Source organism: Massilia sp. ST3, assembly GCF_018119405.1.
Classification (GTDB): domain Bacteria; phylum Pseudomonadota; class Gammaproteobacteria; order Burkholderiales; family Burkholderiaceae_D; genus Telluria.
Map to the genome: position 1 here is coordinate 43,234 of NZ_JAGPWC010000004.1, position 16,444 is coordinate 59,677.

The window sequence follows — 16,444 nt, forward strand, 5'->3', positions numbered from 1 at the left end:
CAACAGGAGTCGCAATGGAGTTCCGGTTCAAGGCAGGCAGGCTTCCCATGCTGGTGTCGATGCCCCACGTGGGCACCGACATCCCCGACGAGGTCGCGGCGCGGCTCGCGCCCTGCGCGCAGGCGCGCGCCGACACCGACTGGCACCTGCCGGAACTCTATGGCTTCCTCGAGGAGATGGGCGTCTCGGTCTTGTCGGCGCGCTGGTCGCGCTACCTGATCGACCTGAACCGCCCGCCCGAGAACACCAATTTGTATCCGGGCATGAGCACCACCGGCCTGTGCCCGGTCGACACCTTCGGCGACGAAAAGCTCTACCTGGAAGGGCAGGAGCCCGATGAAGCCGAAGTGCGCCACCGCCTGGACCGCTACTGGACGCCCTACCACCACCAGCTGCGCACGGAGCTGGACCGGCTCAAGCGCGAATTCGGCCGTGTGGTGCTGTGGGACGCGCACTCGATCGCATCGAGGGTGCCGCGCTTCTTCGAAGGCAAGCTGCCGGACCTGAACTTCGGCACCGCCGAAGGGAAATCCTGCGCCCAGGGCCTGGAAGACGCGGTGGTGGGCATCGCGCGCGCCCAGGACCGCTTCAGCATTGCCGTCAACGGCCGCTTCAAGGGCGGCCACATCACCCGCCACTACGGCCAGCCGCGGCAGGACGTGCACGCGATCCAGCTCGAGATGTGCCAGTGCCTGTACATGAACGAGGCGCCGCCCTTCGAGTACCGCCCTGACGTCGCGGCCGAGGTGCAGCCGCTGCTGCGCGCCATGATTGGCGGCGCCGTGGAATGGGTGCAGGGGAGCGGGCGCCCATGAGGGCCCTGTTCGCGCGCCATGCGCTGCTGCCCGAGGGCTGGCGGCGCGACGTACTGGTCGAGTGGGACATCCACGGCGACCTGACCCATATCGTCCCGGACTCGCCGCCGCCGCTGAACGTGGCGCGCGCCGACTACGTGCTGCCGGGGATGGTCAACCTGCACTCGCACGCCTTCCAGCGCGCGCTGGGCGGGCTGACCGAGCGCGCCGGCGACGGCCCGGACAGCTTCTGGACCTGGCGCGACCTGATGTACCGCTTCGCCGCCAGCATCACGCCCGAGCAGATCGAGGCCATCGCCGCCCAGCTGTTCGCCGAGTGCCTGCGCCACGGCTACACCTCGGTCTGCGAGTTCCACTACCTGCAGCGCGCCCCCGACGGCCAGCCTTATGCGCGCGTGGCGGAGACCGCCGAGCGCGTCGCCGCGGCCGCCCAGGCCTCGGGCATGGGATTGACCTTGCTGCCGGTGCTGTACAGCCATGCCGGCTTCGGCGAGCAGCCCTTGAAACCCGCACAGGGGCGCTTCCGCACCGGCGTGGACGACGTGCTCGGCATCGTCGAGGCGCTGGCGCCGCTGCGCAACGGCCAGCTCGAAGTGGGCGCCGCGCCGCACTCGCTGCGCGCGGCCAGCATCGACCAGGTGCGCGCGCTGGCCGCAGCGTTGCCGAAAGAGCGCCCGCTGCACATCCACATCGCCGAGCAGCAGGCCGAGGTCGAGCAATGCCTGGCCCATGCCGGCAGGCGTCCGGTCGAATACCTGATGGACGGGATGGCGCTGGATGCGCGCTGGTGCCTGGTGCACGCCACCCACCTGAACGACGGCGAGGTGCAGGCGCTCGCGCGCAGCGGCGCCATCGCCGGCCTGTGCCCGACCACCGAGGCCAACCTGGGCGACGGCGTGTTCCCGCTCGAGCCCTTCCTCGCGGCCGGCGGCGCCTTTGGCGTCGGCAGCGACAGCCATGTGTCGCAAAGCCCGGTCGAGGAACTGCGCTGGCTGGAATACGGCCAGCGCCTGGTGCACCAGCGCCGCAACGTCGCCGTCACCCAAAAGCAGCGCGACGTCGGCGAATTCCTGTGGCAAGCTGCATTGCAGGGTGGCGCCAAGGCGGCCGGCCGGCGCGTCGGCGCGCTGGAAGAGGGCAGGCGCGCCGACCTGCTGGTCCTTGACGGCGCCCATCCGAACCTGGATGGCGTGCTGGATGCGGACGTGCTGGGGCGCTTCCTGTTCTGCGGTAACGACAACCTGGTGCGCGACGTGCTGTGCGGCGGCCGCTGGGTGGTCCAGGGGGGCAGGCACATGGCGCAGGATGCGATCGCGCAGCGCTATCGCCAGGCAGTCAAACAGTTGCGGGAGGGGAGCCAATGACCGTCTTGATTCCATTCGCAGGATTGTCGCCGGTGCCGTGGAAGAACGGCGGCGGCAGCACCATCGAGATCGCCATCGGGCCGCCGGACGCCGGTTTCGAGGACTTCGACTGGCGCGTCAGCCTGGCCACCATCGCCGAAGACGGCGCCTTCTCGCAGTTCCCGGGCGTGGACCGCACGCTGGCCCTGGTCGAGGGACACGGCATGACCCTGCAGATCGACGGCGAGCCGAGCCTGATCAGCGAGGCCGAGCCGGTGGCCCAGTTCGATGGCGCCTCCGAGGTGTCGGCAAAGCTCAGCCGCGGCGTGACGACGGACTTCAACGTCATGACGCGCAGCGAGCGCTGCTACCACCAGTTCGGACGCCGCCGCCTGAGCGGCGACTCGCGCTTCGTGACGCGCGCCGACGTGACGGTGCTGTTCCTGGCCGAGGGCGACAGCCTGGAGCTGTCCAACGACGAAGAGCGCATCGGCCTGGTGCGCTACGACGCTGTGGTGCTCGACCCGGACCAGACCTGGAACCTGGAAGCGGGGCAGGCGACCATCTTCATCGTCGACATCAATTACCACGCCGACGAGGACGACGAGGAAATGTATGAGTGAAGCGGACCTGCTGTTCACCAACGCCCACCTGGCCACCATGGTGGGCGGCTACGGTGAACTGCGCGACGCCGCGCTGGCGGTAAAGGATGGGCGCATCGCCTGGATCGGCCCGCGCGCGGACGCCCCGCCGGCGGCGCGCGCGCACGACTGCGGCGGCGCCTGGATCACCCCGGGCCTGGTCGACTGCCACACCCACATCGTCCACGCCGGCAACCGCAGCAACGAATGGGAAGCGCGCCTGAACGGCGCCACCTACGAAGACATCGCGCGCCAGGGCGGCGGCATCATGTCCACGGTGCGCGCCACCCGCGAAGCCAGCGTCGACGCGCTGGTGGCTGAGAGCCTGCCGCGCGTGCGCGCCATGCTGCGCGAAGGCGTGACCACGCTCGAGATCAAGTCCGGTTACGGGCTGGAGCTGGAAGCGGAAGCGCGCATGCTGCTGGCCGCACGCCGCATCGGCGAACAGCTGGGCGTGCGGGTGCGCACCACCTTCCTCGGTGCGCACGCGCTGCCGCCGGAATTCGCCGGCCGCGCCGACGACTACGTGACGGAAGTGTGCGAGCGCATGCTGCCGCGGCTGGCGGAGCAGGGACTGGTCGACGCGGTGGACGCCTTCTGCGAACGCATCGGCTTTTCCAACGCCCAAACCGAGCGGATCTTCGCCGCCGCGCGCGCGCTCGGCCTGCCGGTGAAGCTGCACGCCGAGCAGCTGTCGGACCAGCAGGGCGCCGCCCTGGTGGCGCGTTATAAAGGGCTGTCGGCCGACCATCTCGAATACCTGTCGCCGGAAGGCGTGGCCGCGATGGCGGCGGCGGGCACGGTGGCCGTGCTGCTGCCGGGCGCCTATTACTTCCTGCGCGAGACCACGCCGCCGCCGGTGGCCGCCCTGCGCGAAGCCGGCGTGCCGATGGCGGTATCGACCGACTGTAACCCGGGCACCTCGCCCATGACCTCCCTGCTGCTGGCGATGAACATGGCCTGCACCCTGTGGCGCCTGACGCCGCAGGAAGCCCTGCTCGGCGCCACGCTGCATGCCGCCCGCGCGCTCGGGCTGCAGGATCAGATCGGGACCTTGGAAGTGGGCAAGCAGGCCGACCTGGCCTTGTGGCACATCGCGCGGCCCGCCGACCTGGCGTACGCGATCGGGTTCAATCCCTGCAAGGCTGTCGTCAAGGCCGGCATGCTGTAGGGTGGACGGCTCCGCCGTCCACGCGTTCAATCCACGTCACCCGGCCCGTGCGCGACTACGGAGCCTTCAGCTATCACGCGTGGACGGCGGAGCCGTCCACCCTACATCTACCGACCGTAGGGTTGGCGGCTTCGCCGCCGACGCGTTCAAGCAGCGGTAACCGCCCCGCGCGAGATTTCCCGCACATAAAAACAATTGCTTGATAACGCTCAAAGCAAGCTTTTCCACGTGGGTAATGATGACCTACATGGTAACAATTCAAGCGGTAACCAAATGTAAGGTTTAATGGATCGTTAAGGATGCACGTCTATAGTGAGCCTCAGTGATTCCCATCTCCCCTCCCCATTTTGCCAAAAATGGGTTCGCCCACGGCGCCCAAGGCCCCGTGGGTTTTTCTTTGTGGTCCAGCGTTAGCGGCGCTCGGCCAGGGCGTTGAGGCTGTCGCCGGTCACGCGGCAGATGCGCCAGTCGGGCAGGATGTCCGCGCCCATGGCCTGGTAGAACTGGATCGCCGGTGCGTTCCAGTCCAGTACCGACCACTCGAAGCGGCCGCACTCGCGCTCCACGGCGATTTGCGCCAGGCGCTTGAGCATCTGGGTGCCGTAGCCCTTGCCGCGGTGGATCTGGCGCACGTACAGGTCTTCCAGGTAGAGGCCCTTCTTGGTGAGGAAGGTCGAGAAGTTATGGAAGAACAGGGCGAAGGCGACCACTTCGCCATTCTCTTCGCCGATGATGGCTTCGCAGGCCGGGCGCGCGCCGAACAGGCCTTCGTGCAGCATGGCTTCGGTGGCGACCACCAGGTGCTCGAGTTTCTCGAACACGGCCAGCTCCACGATCATGCCGTGGATGTGGGAGACGTCGGACGGCTGGGCCGGGCGGATGGAAAAAACGGTATCAGTGCTCATGGTGTTTCGATGGCGTTGTTCAGGTTGGCGGATTGCACCGGTTTGGCTGCGGGTGCGCGCAGGGCCCAGGCCACGCTGGCCAGGCAGACGATCATGCCGAGGAATTCGACGGGGCCGGGACGGTAGTCTTCGAGCTGGATCGACAGCAGCACCGACAGCACCGGTGTGACCACGCCGATGTAGACCGCCTTCTGCGGCCCGATGCGGCTGATCAGGGTGAAGTAGGCGAAGAAGGCGATCACCGAGCCGAAGATCGACAGGTAGACGAGGCCCATCCAGTAGCTCGGCGCTTGCGGGATCACGAAGGCGTCGCCGTTGACGATGCACCAGACGGCGACCATGGAAGCGCCCCACAGCATGGACCAGGCCATGGACAGCGGCAGGTTGGCGCACTGCTCCTTGACCTTGTTGACCACGATGCTGCCGGCCGAACTGGCGAGGGTGGCGGCCAGGGCCAGGATCACGCCGGCCAGAAACTCGCCGCCGCCGCCGGATTGCAGGTCGCGCCAGGCGTCGCCGATCGAGCGGTAGAACAGCAAGGCCACGCCGCCGGTCGCGGCCAGGCCGCAAGCCAGGGTGCGGCGGCTGATGCCGGTCCCGAAGAAAATGCGGCTCCACATCGGCGTCCAGAACACCATCAGCGCGAACATCACGGCCACCAGGCCGGACACCACGTGCAGCTCGGACTCATAGGTGCAGACATAGGAGATGCCGAAGGTCAGGAAGCCTTGCAGCGCCATCCAACCCTGGGTGCGCCAGGGCAGCAGCAGGCGGTCGCGGCGCACCAGGCAGATGGCGAACAGCGCGGCGGCGGCGAGGAAGAAGCGGTAGGCGACCGAGACGGAAGGGGCCACGTGCCCCAGCTGCAAGGTGATGGCCCAGAAGGTGGAGCCCCAGATCAGGCAGGCGACGGTGAAGAGGACGGAAGAAGGCATCGCGGAAGTATACGTGGTCCGCGAGTTTCACGCATGCATCGTGTATGACCGTAGGGTTGGCGGCTTCGCCGCCGACGCGTCGATTGTTGGCGGTTTCGAATTCGCGCCGGGGTTTGTCCAGCGCTAACTACCGCCGCGTCGGCGGGAAACCCGCCGACCTTACTAGTACGCGAGGTTCATGCGCCGATACAAAAAACTCAACACGAACAGCGGCCCAATCAACAGGAAACGCAAGTCGTCAAAAAACGACGGCTTCTTCCCCTCGATCTTGTGCCCGATGAACTGCCCGATCCAGGCCACGACGAAGATCGCGATCGACACCGGCAGCACCGTCATCTCGGGCAGCAGCGCCAGCAGACCCAGCATGACCAGGCTCATCACCGCCATGCCGATCGCAAAGGGACGCGACAGCCTGAAATAATAGTTCGAGGCCGCGATCACGGCGCCCGTCGCCACGGCGAAGTGGATGGACCACAAGAGCCCCAAGAGGCTGAACACGATCAGCGGAATGCACACGAAATGGATCAGCTCATTGGTGTGGTCCTGGTGGCTCTCCGCGTACTTCGCCAGCAGGATGTCGATAGTGCGCGGCGCCGAGGCGTGTTCCATGGTGGTCTCCGGTATAGGTGTTATGCGCCGATTCTACACCGACTGCCCCAGCCGGAAAGCGTCCGGCGGCAGCGGCGGCTGGGCCAGCGAGGTATCGGCCGGCTGCAGCCGCAGGTGCGGATTGCTGGCGAACAGCTCGGACACCCATTCCACGAACACCCGCACCTTGGCCGACAGGTGGCGGTTCTGCGGATACACGACGTGGATCGGCAGCGGGTCGGAGCGCCAGTCCGGCAGCAGGCGCACCACGCGGCCGGTGGCGAGGTGTTCGGTCAAGAGGTAATCGGCCATGAAGATGATGCCCAGCCCCGACAGCCCGGCCTCGATGTAGGCATTCGAATCGTTCAGCGCGATCACGCCCGGCAGCGCCAGCTCGATACGCTCGCCATGGCGCGTGAAGTCCCAGTTGTAGATCTTGCCGGTCTTGGTCGAAAAATAGTTCACGCAGCGGTGGCGCTCGAGGTCGCGCGGGTGCTCGGGCATGCCGTAGCGCTCGATGTAGGCCGGCGATGCGCAGGTCACGAAGTTGACCACGCCGACCCGGCGCGCGATCAGGCTGGTGTCGTACAGCTCACCGCCGCGCACGGCGCAATCGACCCCTTCCTCGACCAGGTCGACCGGGCGGTCGCTGCTGCCCAGTTCCATGGTGATGTCGGGATAGCGCTCGAAGAACGCGGGCAGGGCGGGCAGCAGGATCTCGGACGACAGGCCGGTGGGCGCGTCGACCCGCAGCCGGCCGCTCGGGCTGAGCCGGTGGCGCGAGAGCGATTCCTCGGCGTCGCGCACGTCCGACAGGATGCGCACGCAGCGTTCATAATAGGCGGCGCCGTCGGACGTCACCGTCACCTGGCGCGTGGTCCGGTGCAGCAGCTTGGCCGACAAGGCCGTCTCGAGCGACTGCACCAGGGTCGAGACGGTCGCCTTGGGTAGCTGCAGGGCGTCCGCCGCCTTGGTGAAGCTGCCGCAGTCGACCACCTGGATGAACACTTCCATCGCCTGTAACTTGTTCATTTCCCGTCCTCCGAATGACAGAATCATGTCATTGTTCATCAATCCGAACAATTAATTCGGCATTGCCATCTTTATCCGATTGTAGATGATGTCTATTATGTGTGCATCGCAACAAATAAATATGCAGTCACTTACGGAGCTGGTCATGAGCATTCGGGACGGAATCTTCACCACGGTCGCAGTCGCTGTCAGCGCAGTCGCGCTGGCCGGCCTGCTGGGCACGGACGCCTACTCGCGCGCTGCCGGCGCCGAAGCCCGCGGCCTGCATGCCTTGACCATGCAGATGCAGATGGCCTGCGCCGCCGAATGCGAGGGCGAGCAAGCACGCATTGTTCAGCTGCGTGAATTGCGCAATCCGGAGGCAGCCCGATGAGCGCGGTGCCGGACAATCTCGCCCTCAGGGTGCGCGAGCTCGAAGTCGGCGGCGCCAGTGGCGCCCTCGGCGCGCGCCTCTACGTGGCGGGAGCGGCGCCCAAGCGCGACACCCTGGTGGTGTTCTTCCACGGCGGCGGCTTCATCGCCGACGACATGGAGGATGCGGACGAATTCCTGCGCATGCTGGCCGAGAGCGACCACAAACCGCTGGTGCTGGCCTCGCGCTACACGCTCGCCACGGTCAGCCCCTTCCCGGCGGCGGTCGAGGATGCGCATGCGGTGCTGCTGTGGGCAAAGAAGAACAAGACCAAGCTCGGCTGGACCGGCAAGCACCTGGTGGTGTCCGGCATCGAGGCGGGCGCCAACCTGGCGGCGGTGTGCGGCCTGATGTCGCGCGACCGCGGCGGCCCGGCCCTGGCCGGCCAGCTCCTGATCATGCCGATGCTCGATCCCGGCCTGACCACCTGCTCGATGCGCCAGATGACCCTGTGCCCGGACCGCGAAAAAGTGACCGCCGTCTGCGCCGAGGCCTATCGGGGTTACCTGCCGAACGCCGCCGACCGCGCCCATCCTTACGCGTCGCCGCTGCAGTCGAGCCGGCTGAAGAACCTGCCGCCGGCCCTGATCCTGTCGGCCGAGGACGACCCATTGCGCGACGAGGCCGAACAATACGGCGCCAAATTGATTAACGCAGGTGTGCGCACCACGGTGCGCCGCCTGCCTCCGGCTCAGCTGACCGACCCGAACGGACGCACCGAATGCGCGTGCAAGGTCCATGCGATGGGCGAGATCGGCATCTTCCTCTCGGGAATCGAGGGACAGGGAGGCGCGCCCGTCTAGCGCGTCACGTTCACCGGGCCGTCAGCCCGGATTCCAGGCTACAAGCGGATGCCTTACCGAGTGTCGGGCAGGGGCAGTGCTTTACCTGCGGTTTTCGCAGGCAATCAATTCATAGAAGGGAGTTCGCCATGACTGACATGTGCATTTGCACCGCAAGGTGTCGACGCTAGCCAGCTAGCCGGCATCCCTTAGTTTCCGAATGACGTTCCAGCCGTGCCCGCGGGCGCGGAAGGGCCTCTTTTTGCCTGCGTTTCCGCAATGGCGGGGCGCGCAAGCATTTTTTTGCAATACATAAGAAAGGTTAATCATGAATAGCCAACAACAATGGACGGGCAAACTCCGCATGATGGCCGCCGCCCTGGCGGTGGCCGGCCTGGCCGGCGCCGCGCTCACGGGCTGCGCCGACGCCAACAGCAATGATGCTCCGGCGGCCCCTGCCGCGCCGCCGGTGTCGGCCGCGGTCGTGGTCGAGAAGCCGGTGCTGGAGACCCAGGAATTCTCGGGCCGCCTGGAAGCGATCGACGTGGTCGAGATCCGCCCGCGGGTGTCGGGCTACATCACCGCCGTGAACTTCAAGCCGGGCGCCGAAGTCAAGAAGGGCGACCTGCTGTTCGTGATCGATCCGCGCCCCTACCAGGCCGAAGCCGACCGCGCCGGCGCCGCCGCCGCCGCCGCCAAGGCGCGCGCCGACCTGGCGCGCCTGGAACTGCAGCGCGCCGAGCGCCTGCTGCTGGACAAAGCCATCGCCCAGCGCGAGTTCGACGAGCGCTCCGCCAGCCAGAAGGAACTGGACGCCAGCGCCCGCGCCGCCCAGGCCCAGTTCGAGGCGGCCAAGCTGAACGTGTCGTATACCCGCGTGCTGTCGCCGATCGACGGCCGCGTGTCGAAGGCCGAGATCACCCTCGGCAACCTGGTCGACGCCAGCGCCGTGCTGACCTCGGTCGTCTCGATGGACCGCATCTACGCCAGCTTCGACGGCGACGAGGACACCTACCTGCGCGTGAGCCGCCGCGCCCACGCCGGCCAGGCGGTCGACGTCAAGGTCGGCCTGGCCAACGAGGACGGCTTCCCGCACAGCGGCAAGCTGGAATTCGTCGACAACCGCCTCGACAGCGAGAGCGGCAGCGTGCGCATGCGCGCCACCCTGGCCAACGCCGACCGCCAGCTGGCGCCCGGCCTGTTCGCCCGCGTGCAGATCGCCGGCGGCGAGCCGCGCCCGCAGGTCCTGATCACCGACCGCGCCATCGGCACCGACCAGGACCGCAAGTTCGTGTTCGTGGTCGACAAGGAGAACAAGGCCGAGTACCGCGCCGTCAAGCTGGGACCGGCCATCGACGGCCTGCGCATCGTCCGTTCGGGCCTGAAGGCGGGCGAGAAGATCGTCGTCAATGGCCTGCAGCGCGTGCGTCCCGGCGCCCCGATCGCGCCGCAAGTCGTCCCGATGACCGCCACCGCCAGCGGCATCAAGGACACCAAACTGGCCATGGCGGACGCCGGCGCCAAGGAGTAATCCATGAACTTCCCTAAATTCTTTGTCGACAAGCCGATCTTCGCGGCGGTGCTGTCGGTGCTCATCTTCGTCGGCGGCCTGATCTCGATCTTCAAGCTGCCGGTGTCGGAGTATCCGGAAGTGGTGCCGCCTTCGGTGGTGGTGCGCGCCCAGTATCCAGGCGCGAACCCGAAAGTGATCGCCGAAACCGTGGCCACGCCGCTGGAAGAGCAGATCAACGGCGTCGAGGACATGCTCTACATGTCCTCGCAAAACACCTCGGACGGCGCGCTGGCGCTGACCGTGACCTTCAAGATCGGCACCGATGTCGAGCAGGCCGAGACCGCGGTGCAGAACCGCGTGCAGCGCGCCCTGCCGCGCCTGCCGGAAGAAGTGCGCCAGATCGGCGTCACCACGGTCAAGGCTTCGCCAAATTTGACCATGGTGGTCCACCTGAATTCGCCCAACGGCGCCTATGACGACCTGTACCTGCGCAACTACGCGGTGCTGAACGTCAAGGACCAGCTGGCCCGCATCAAGGGCATGGGCGAGGTGCAGATCTTCGGTTCGGGCGACTACGCGATGCGCGTCTGGCTCGACCCGCAAAAGGTCGCCGCCCGCAACCTGACCGCCGGCGACGTGGTCGCCGCGATCCGCGAGCAGAACGTGCAGGTCGCGGCCGGCGTGGTCGGCCAGGGCCCGGCCAAGGACGCCGACTTCCAGCTGACCCTGAACACCCAGGGCCGCCTGCAGTCGACCGAGGACTTCGGTCAGATCGTCCTCAAGACCAACGCGGACGGCGGCACCACCCTGCTCAAGGACGTGGCGCGGATCGAACTCGGTTCCAGCTCCTATGCGCTGCGCTCGCTGCTGAACAACAAGTCGGCGGTCGCGATCCCGATCTTCGCCGCTCCCGGCGCCAACGACCTGCAACTGTCCGCCGATGTGCGCGCCAAGATGGAAGAACTGTCGAAGGACTTCCCGAAGGACGTCGCCTACAGCATCGTGTATGACCCGACCCAGTTCGTGCGCGAGTCGATCGATTCGGTCATCCACACCCTGCTGGAAGCCGTGGCCCTGGTGGCCCTGGTGGTGATCATCTTCCTGCAGACCTGGCGCGCCTCGGTGATTCCGCTGCTGGCGGTGCCGGTCTCGGTGGTGGGTACCTTCGCCGTGATGCTGGCCTTCGGTTTCTCGATCAACACCTTGTCGTTGTTCGGCCTGGTGCTGGCGATCGGCATCGTGGTCGACGACGCCATCGTGGTGGTCGAAAACGTCGAGCGCAACATTGCCAATGGCCTGAGCCCGCGCGACGCCACCATCCAGGCGATGAAGGAAGTCAGCGGCCCGATCATCGCGATCGCCCTGGTGCTGTGCGCCGTGTTCGTGCCGATCGCCTTCGTGTCCGGCCTGACCGGCCAGTTCTACCGCCAGTTCGCCCTGACCATCGCGATTTCGACCGTGATCTCGGCCTTCGCCTCGCTGACCCTGGCGCCGGCCTTGTCCGCCACGCTGCTGCAGCCGCACAACGCGCCGAAGGACCGCCTGACGCGCATGATCGACGCCGTGTTCGGCCGCTTCTTCGCCGCCTTCAACCGCTTCTTCACCCGCTCGTCGCACCAGTACGAAGTGGGAGTAAAAGGCGTCCTGCGCCGCAAGGTCGCCGCCCTGGGCGTCTACCTGGCCCTGGCAGTGGCGGGCGTATTCATGTTCAAGGCGGTGCCGCCGGGCTTCGTGCCGCAGCAGGACAAGGCCTACCTGATCGGCTTCGCCCAGTTGCCGGACGCCGCTTCGCTCGACCGCACCGACGCCGTGATCCGCAAGATGTCGGCCATCGCCAAGGAAATCCCCGGCGTGGAATCCTCGGTCGCCTTCCCGGGCCTGTCGATCAACGGCTTCACCAACGCGCCGAACGCCGGCATCGTGTTCACCACCCTGGCGCCCTTCGACCAGCGCAAGGACAAGTCGATGAGCGCGGACGCCATCGCGGCCGAGATCAACAAGCGCATGGGCGCCGTCGAGGAGGCCTTCGTGCTGGTGCTGTCGCCGCCGCCGGTCAACGGCCTTGGCACCACCGGCGGCTTCAAGATGATGATCGAAGACCGCGGCAACCTCGGCTACGATGAACTGAACAAGGCCATGCAGGCTCTGCAGGCGAAAGCCGCCCAGACGCCGGAACTGGCGGGCGTGTTCTCGAGCTTCCAGATCAACGTGCCGCAGCTGTTCGCCGACATCGACCGCGTCAAGGCCAAGCAGCTGGGCGTGTCGCTGGCCGAGATCAACCAGGCCCTGCAGGTCAACCTGGGCTCGGTGTACGTGAACGACTTCAACCAGTTCGGCCGCACCTACCAGGTGCGGGTCCAGGCCGACGCGCAGTTCCGTTCGCACGCCGAGCAGATCGAACAGCTCAAGGTCCGCAATGCGCAAGGCGAGATGATCCCGCTTTCCTCGCTCATGCGCATCAAGGACACCTATGGTCCGGACCGCGTGCAGCGCTACAACGGCTATGTCGCCGCCGAGCTGAATGGCGGCCCGGCGCCGGGCGTGTCCTCGGGCCAGGCCCAGGCCGCGATGGAGAAGATCGCCGCCGAGGTGCTGCCGAAGGGGATCAGTTACGAATGGACCGAGCTGACCTACCAGGACATCCTGGCCGGTAACACCATGATCTACGTGTTCCCGTTGTGCGTGCTGCTGGTGTTCCTGGTGCTGGCCGCCCAGTACGAAAGCTGGACCCTGCCGCTGTCGGTGATCCTGATCGTGCCGATGTCGATCCTGTGCGCGCTGATCGGCGTGAAGCTGACCGGTGGCGACAACAACGTCTTCACCCAGATCGCCCTGTTCGTGCTGGTGGGGCTGGCCTCGAAGAACGCGATCCTGATCGTGGAGTTCGCCCGCGAGCTGGAAGACCACGGCCGCAGCGTCATCGACGCCGCGCTGGAAGCCTCCCGCCTGCGCCTGCGTCCGATCCTGATGACCTCGATCGCCTTCATCGCCGGCGTGATCCCGCTGGTGTTCTCGAGCGGCGCCGGCGCCGAGATGCGCCACGCGATCGGTATCGCCGTGTTCTCGGGCATGCTGGGCGTGACCTTCTTCGGCCTGTTCCTGACCCCGCTGTTCTATGTGCTGCTGCGCATGCTGGCGAAACGTTTCGAAAAGCCTGCCCACGCTCATGTGGCGGTGCATGGCAAGGAAGGAGTGCATTAAGATGAAGAACATGATTGCAAAGGGCGTGGCTCCCCTGCTGGCAGCGTTGCTGCTGACAGCATGCGCGACTCCTGAATTCAAGCAGCCGCAGGTTGCCACCCCGGCCGCTTTCCGCGAGTCGCAAATCCCGGCGCCGGCAGCTGAAGTGGCCGGCATCGAAGGCTCGCGCTGGAAACCGGCGCAGCCGGCCGAGCAGCAGCCGCGCGGCCAGTGGTGGCTGGCCTTCAACGACCAGGCGCTCACCGCGCTGGTCGATGAAGCCACCGCCAACAACGCCAACCTGGCCGTGGCGGCCGCCCGCGTCAAGCAGGCGCGCGCCATCGCCGGCATCGCCAACGCCGACCGCCTGCCGCAGGTGGGCATCGGCGTCGGCGCCCAGCGCGCCCGCCCGGCGCCGCTGGAAGCGAACCTGCCGCAGGGGACGCCGACCCAGGCCCAGACCACCTACAGCGCCAGCCTCACGGCCAGCTACGAAGTCGACCTGTTCGGCCGCGTGGCGGCGGGCGTGTCGGCGGCGCGCGGCGATGCGGCGACCTCGGAGGCCAATTTCCGCTCCGTGTTGCTGTCGCTGCAGGCCGACGTGGCCCAGACCTACTTCCGCCTGCGCGCCCTGGATGCGGAGCTCGACACCGTCAACCGCACCGTCGGCCTGCGCGAGGAAAGCGTCAAGGTCACCCAGCGCCGCTTCGACCTGGGCGACATCGGCGAATTCGACCTGTCGCGCGCCCGCACCGAACTGGCCACCGCACGCGCCGAGGCCATCGGCCTGCAGCGCCAGCGCGCCACCACCGAGCACCAGCTCGCAGTCCTGCTGGGCAAGCCGGCGGCCGACTACGTGGCCGGCCCCAGCCCGCTGCTGGACTCGACCCTGATGCCGTCGATCCCGGCCGGCCTGCCGTCCTCGCTGCTGGAGCGCCGTCCCGACATCGTCGCCGCACAGCGCTCCATGGAAGCCTCGAACGCCCGCATCGGCGTGGCGCGCGGCGCCATGTTCCCGGCGCTGACCCTGAGCGCGGGCGGCGGCGGCATCGGCGGCACCTTCGCCGAGGTGTTCAAGTGGAGCAGCCGCTCCTGGGTGACCGGTGCGCTGCTGGCCATGCCCCTGATCGACGGCGGCCGCAACCGCAACAACGTGATTCGCAGCGAAGCGGCGCTCGAGGAGTCGGTCGGTACCTACCGCCAGAACGTGCTGAGCGCCTTCGCCGAGGTCGAAGACAATCTGGCCGGCCTGCGCATCCTGGCGGGGCAGGGCGAGCAGATCGACGCCGCCCTGGTCTCGGCGCGCCGCTCGGCCGACCTGGCGCAGAAGCTGTACGACGCCGGCCGCTCCAGCTACCTGGAACTGCTGGACGCCCAGCGTAACCTGGCCGCGGTCGAGCGCACGGCGGTCCAGCTGCGCGGCAACCGGGCGGTGACGACGGTGGCCCTGATCCGCTCGCTGGGCGGTGGCTGGGATGGCGCGGGCGTGGAAGGGAAGACCCTGGCCCAGCACTGATCCAATCTCTCTCCCCAAGGCAAATCCGATTTGCCCTTTGCGGCGGTGCGCGCAGGCGCCCGCCGCTTTTTTATTGCCGTGCCAGATTCGGACGTTGGTGCAGAAGTAGCGAAACTACATAAAACTGTGAAATTCGTTTGACATGCGTATGCCGTAAACGCCAGAATCGCCCTGCATTCCAGCCCGTATTGACGGGATGCGAGTAGTTTAGCTACCTCATGTTCGTGTAATAAAGAAACTTGCAGTTTCTGCTTTTTTGAAGGAAACGACACCAACCGCTCTACACTCTCGGAGGAGACATGCAGAAAAAAGTGCGCATCAGCGCCATGCTTGCAACGATCACCCTGGCCTTCTCGGTCCAGGCCCATGCCGCCACCCCTGCGGCCCAATCCGGCAACAGCCAGGCCGTCCTGCTGCAGGGCTTCCATTGGAACTCTGCCAATTACAGCAATCCGAACTGGTATAACACCGTCCTGAACAACGTGGCCGACCTGAAGGGCATGGGCTTCACCCACGTGTGGTTCCCGCCGCCTTCCGACTCCGCCGCGGCGGAAGGCTACCTGCCGCGCCAGCTGAACAACCTGAACTCGAAATACGGCAGCTCGGCCGAACTGACCAACGTGGTGCGCGCCTTCACCAACAACGGCATCAAGGCGGTGGCCGACATCGTGGTGAACCACCGCGTCGGCAGCACCGGCTGGTCCGATCTCACCAACCCCAACTGGACCACCCACGCGATCGTCAACAACGACGAGTGCAACTGCGGCCTGGGCAACGGCGACACCGGCGACGGCTTCGGCGCCGCGCGCGACATCGACCACCGCAACGTGGGCGAGGTCCAGAACGGCATCACCACCTGGCTGAATTCCACCCTCAAGCCGGTGGGCTTCAGCGGCCTGCGCTTCGACTACGTGAAGGGCTTTGGCGCCAGCTACGCCGGGCAGTACGCGAACGCCTTCGGCGCCGAGTTCTGCGTGGGTGAACTGTGGACGGATTTGAACCTGAACGACGTCAATCCGCACCGCCAGGCGATCATGAACTGGATCAACGGCACCAACAACAGCTGCGGCGCCTTCGACTTCACCACCAAGGGCTTACTGAACGACGCGCTCGCGAACGGGAACTACTGGCGCCTGAAGGATTCGCAGGGCAAGCCGCAAGGGGCGGTCGGCTGGTGGCCGGCGATGTCGGTGACCTTCGTCGACAACCACGACACGGGGCCGTCCGAGAGCTGCGGCAATGGGCAGAACCACTGGCCGGTGCCCTGCGGCGCGGTGATGCAGGGCTACGCCTATATCCTCAGCCACCCGGGCATCCCGACGGTCTACTACCCGCACATCTACAACTGGAATCTGAAAACGCCAATCAAGGCGCTGATGGCGGCGCGCAAGGCGGCCGGGGTGCATTCGACCTCGGCGGTGGCGATCCAGCAGGCGACCCAGGGACTGTATGCGGCGATCGTCACGGGGTCGACGAAGCAGCTGGCGATGAAGATCGGGCCGAACAGCTGGAGCCCGGGGGCGGGGTGGACCTTGCAGACGTCGGGGACGAACTACGCGGTGTGGATGAAGTGAGAGTTTAGCTAGTCCAAAAACCGTCATCCCCGCGAAG

General features: G+C 66.7%; 14 protein-coding genes. 10 read left to right on the forward strand and 4 right to left on the reverse strand.

The annotated features are described in order from the left end of the window. Positions 1 to 14 precede the first annotated feature (14 nt). From hutG to hutI, 4 genes are read left to right on the forward strand one after another with little or no spacing between them, the layout of a single operon-like run. Positions 15 to 815: an N-formylglutamate deformylase gene (hutG, locus tag KBW98_RS02165; RefSeq protein WP_211518446.1), complete on the forward strand. Its 801-nt coding sequence runs from the start codon at positions 15 to 17 to the stop codon at positions 813 to 815. Then, entirely contained in the window at positions 812 to 2,179 is a 1,368-nt protein-coding gene (locus tag KBW98_RS02170) for a formimidoylglutamate deiminase (RefSeq protein ID WP_211518447.1), read from the forward strand. The genes hutG and KBW98_RS02170 overlap by 4 nt, the downstream gene beginning before the upstream one ends. After that, positions 2,176 to 2,781 (forward strand): HutD family protein, encoded by a 606-nt coding sequence (locus KBW98_RS02175; protein WP_211518448.1) that lies wholly within the window; start codon positions 2,176 to 2,178, stop codon positions 2,779 to 2,781. Before KBW98_RS02170 ends, KBW98_RS02175 begins: the two co-directional genes overlap by 4 nt. Then, on the forward strand, positions 2,774 to 3,970 hold the full coding sequence (hutI, locus tag KBW98_RS02180) for an imidazolonepropionase (protein ID WP_211518449.1): 1,197 nt from the start codon (positions 2,774 to 2,776) through the stop codon (positions 3,968 to 3,970). Before KBW98_RS02175 ends, hutI begins: the two co-directional genes overlap by 8 nt. Before the next feature lie 410 nt (positions 3,971 to 4,380). On the opposite strand, the gene KBW98_RS02185 is transcribed toward hutI, so the two are convergent. The 4 genes from KBW98_RS02185 to KBW98_RS02200 all read right to left on the reverse strand — a co-directional run bounded on the left by KBW98_RS02185 (position 4,381) and on the right by KBW98_RS02200 (position 7,430). Then, positions 4,381 to 4,875: a GNAT family N-acetyltransferase gene (locus KBW98_RS02185; protein ID WP_211518450.1), complete on the reverse strand. Its 495-nt coding sequence runs from the start codon at positions 4,873 to 4,875 to the stop codon at positions 4,381 to 4,383. Further along, positions 4,872 to 5,810, reverse strand: a complete 939-nt coding sequence (locus KBW98_RS02190; protein WP_211518451.1) for a DMT family transporter — start codon at positions 5,808 to 5,810, stop codon at positions 4,872 to 4,874. The genes KBW98_RS02185 and KBW98_RS02190 overlap by 4 nt, the downstream gene beginning before the upstream one ends. 162 nt (positions 5,811 to 5,972) lie before the next feature. Then, the gene (locus KBW98_RS02195) at positions 5,973 to 6,419 is read right to left on the reverse strand and encodes a DUF962 domain-containing protein (RefSeq protein ID WP_211518452.1); all 447 of its coding nucleotides are present in this window, start codon (positions 6,417 to 6,419) and stop codon (positions 5,973 to 5,975) included. A gap of 33 nt (positions 6,420 to 6,452) precedes the next feature. Continuing rightward, positions 6,453 to 7,430, reverse strand: coding sequence for a LysR family transcriptional regulator (locus tag KBW98_RS02200; RefSeq protein WP_211518453.1), 978 nt, complete (start codon positions 7,428 to 7,430; stop codon positions 6,453 to 6,455). Positions 7,431 to 7,575: 145 nt separating this feature from the next. On the opposite strand from KBW98_RS02200, the gene KBW98_RS02205 reads away from it, so the two are divergent. The 6 genes from KBW98_RS02205 to KBW98_RS02230 all read left to right on the forward strand — a co-directional run bounded on the left by KBW98_RS02205 (position 7,576) and on the right by KBW98_RS02230 (position 16,407). After that, the gene (locus KBW98_RS02205) at positions 7,576 to 7,803 is read left to right on the forward strand and encodes a hypothetical protein (protein ID WP_211518454.1); all 228 of its coding nucleotides are present in this window, start codon (positions 7,576 to 7,578) and stop codon (positions 7,801 to 7,803) included. After that, positions 7,800 to 8,645 (forward strand): alpha/beta hydrolase, encoded by an 846-nt coding sequence (locus KBW98_RS02210; RefSeq protein WP_211518455.1) that lies wholly within the window; start codon positions 7,800 to 7,802, stop codon positions 8,643 to 8,645. Before KBW98_RS02205 ends, KBW98_RS02210 begins: the two co-directional genes overlap by 4 nt. A gap of 307 nt (positions 8,646 to 8,952) precedes the next feature. Beyond that, positions 8,953 to 10,155: an efflux RND transporter periplasmic adaptor subunit gene (locus tag KBW98_RS02215; RefSeq protein WP_211518456.1), complete on the forward strand. Its 1,203-nt coding sequence runs from the start codon at positions 8,953 to 8,955 to the stop codon at positions 10,153 to 10,155. Between the two features lie 3 nt (positions 10,156 to 10,158). Continuing rightward, positions 10,159 to 13,338: an efflux RND transporter permease subunit gene (locus KBW98_RS02220; RefSeq protein WP_211518457.1), complete on the forward strand. Its 3,180-nt coding sequence runs from the start codon at positions 10,159 to 10,161 to the stop codon at positions 13,336 to 13,338. Between the two features lies 1 nt (position 13,339). Further along, positions 13,340 to 14,833, forward strand: coding sequence for an efflux transporter outer membrane subunit (locus KBW98_RS02225; protein WP_211518458.1), 1,494 nt, complete (start codon positions 13,340 to 13,342; stop codon positions 14,831 to 14,833). A 299-nt stretch (positions 14,834 to 15,132) separates the two neighbouring features. Next, entirely contained in the window at positions 15,133 to 16,407 is a 1,275-nt protein-coding gene (locus KBW98_RS02230) for a glucan 1,4-alpha-maltotetraohydrolase domain-containing protein (protein ID WP_229428933.1), read from the forward strand. Positions 16,408 to 16,444: the final 37 nt, after the last annotated feature.

Coding starts and splice junctions, on each gene's coding strand:
- KBW98_RS02210 (WP_211518455.1), top strand. CDS start 7,800: ATGAGCGCGGTGCCGGACAATCTCGCCCTCAGGGTGCGCGAGCTCGAA.
- KBW98_RS02230 (WP_229428933.1), top strand. CDS start 15,133: ATGCAGAAAAAAGTGCGCATCAGCGCCATGCTTGCAACGATCACCCTG.
- KBW98_RS02215 (WP_211518456.1), top strand. CDS start 8,953: ATGAATAGCCAACAACAATGGACGGGCAAACTCCGCATGATGGCCGCC.
- KBW98_RS02220 (WP_211518457.1), top strand. CDS start 10,159: ATGAACTTCCCTAAATTCTTTGTCGACAAGCCGATCTTCGCGGCGGTG.
- KBW98_RS02185 (WP_211518450.1), bottom strand. CDS start 4,875: ATGAGCACTGATACCGTTTTTTCCATCCGCCCGGCCCAGCCGTCCGAC.
- hutG (WP_211518446.1), top strand. CDS start 15: ATGGAGTTCCGGTTCAAGGCAGGCAGGCTTCCCATGCTGGTGTCGATG.
- KBW98_RS02205 (WP_211518454.1), top strand. CDS start 7,576: ATGAGCATTCGGGACGGAATCTTCACCACGGTCGCAGTCGCTGTCAGC.
- KBW98_RS02170 (WP_211518447.1), top strand. CDS start 812: ATGAGGGCCCTGTTCGCGCGCCATGCGCTGCTGCCCGAGGGCTGGCGG.
- KBW98_RS02195 (WP_211518452.1), bottom strand. CDS start 6,419: ATGGAACACGCCTCGGCGCCGCGCACTATCGACATCCTGCTGGCGAAG.
- KBW98_RS02190 (WP_211518451.1), bottom strand. CDS start 5,810: ATGCCTTCTTCCGTCCTCTTCACCGTCGCCTGCCTGATCTGGGGCTCC.
- KBW98_RS02175 (WP_211518448.1), top strand. CDS start 2,176: ATGACCGTCTTGATTCCATTCGCAGGATTGTCGCCGGTGCCGTGGAAG.
- KBW98_RS02200 (WP_211518453.1), bottom strand. CDS start 7,430: ATGAACAAGTTACAGGCGATGGAAGTGTTCATCCAGGTGGTCGACTGC.
- KBW98_RS02225 (WP_211518458.1), top strand. CDS start 13,340: ATGAAGAACATGATTGCAAAGGGCGTGGCTCCCCTGCTGGCAGCGTTG.
- hutI (WP_211518449.1), top strand. CDS start 2,774: ATGAGTGAAGCGGACCTGCTGTTCACCAACGCCCACCTGGCCACCATG.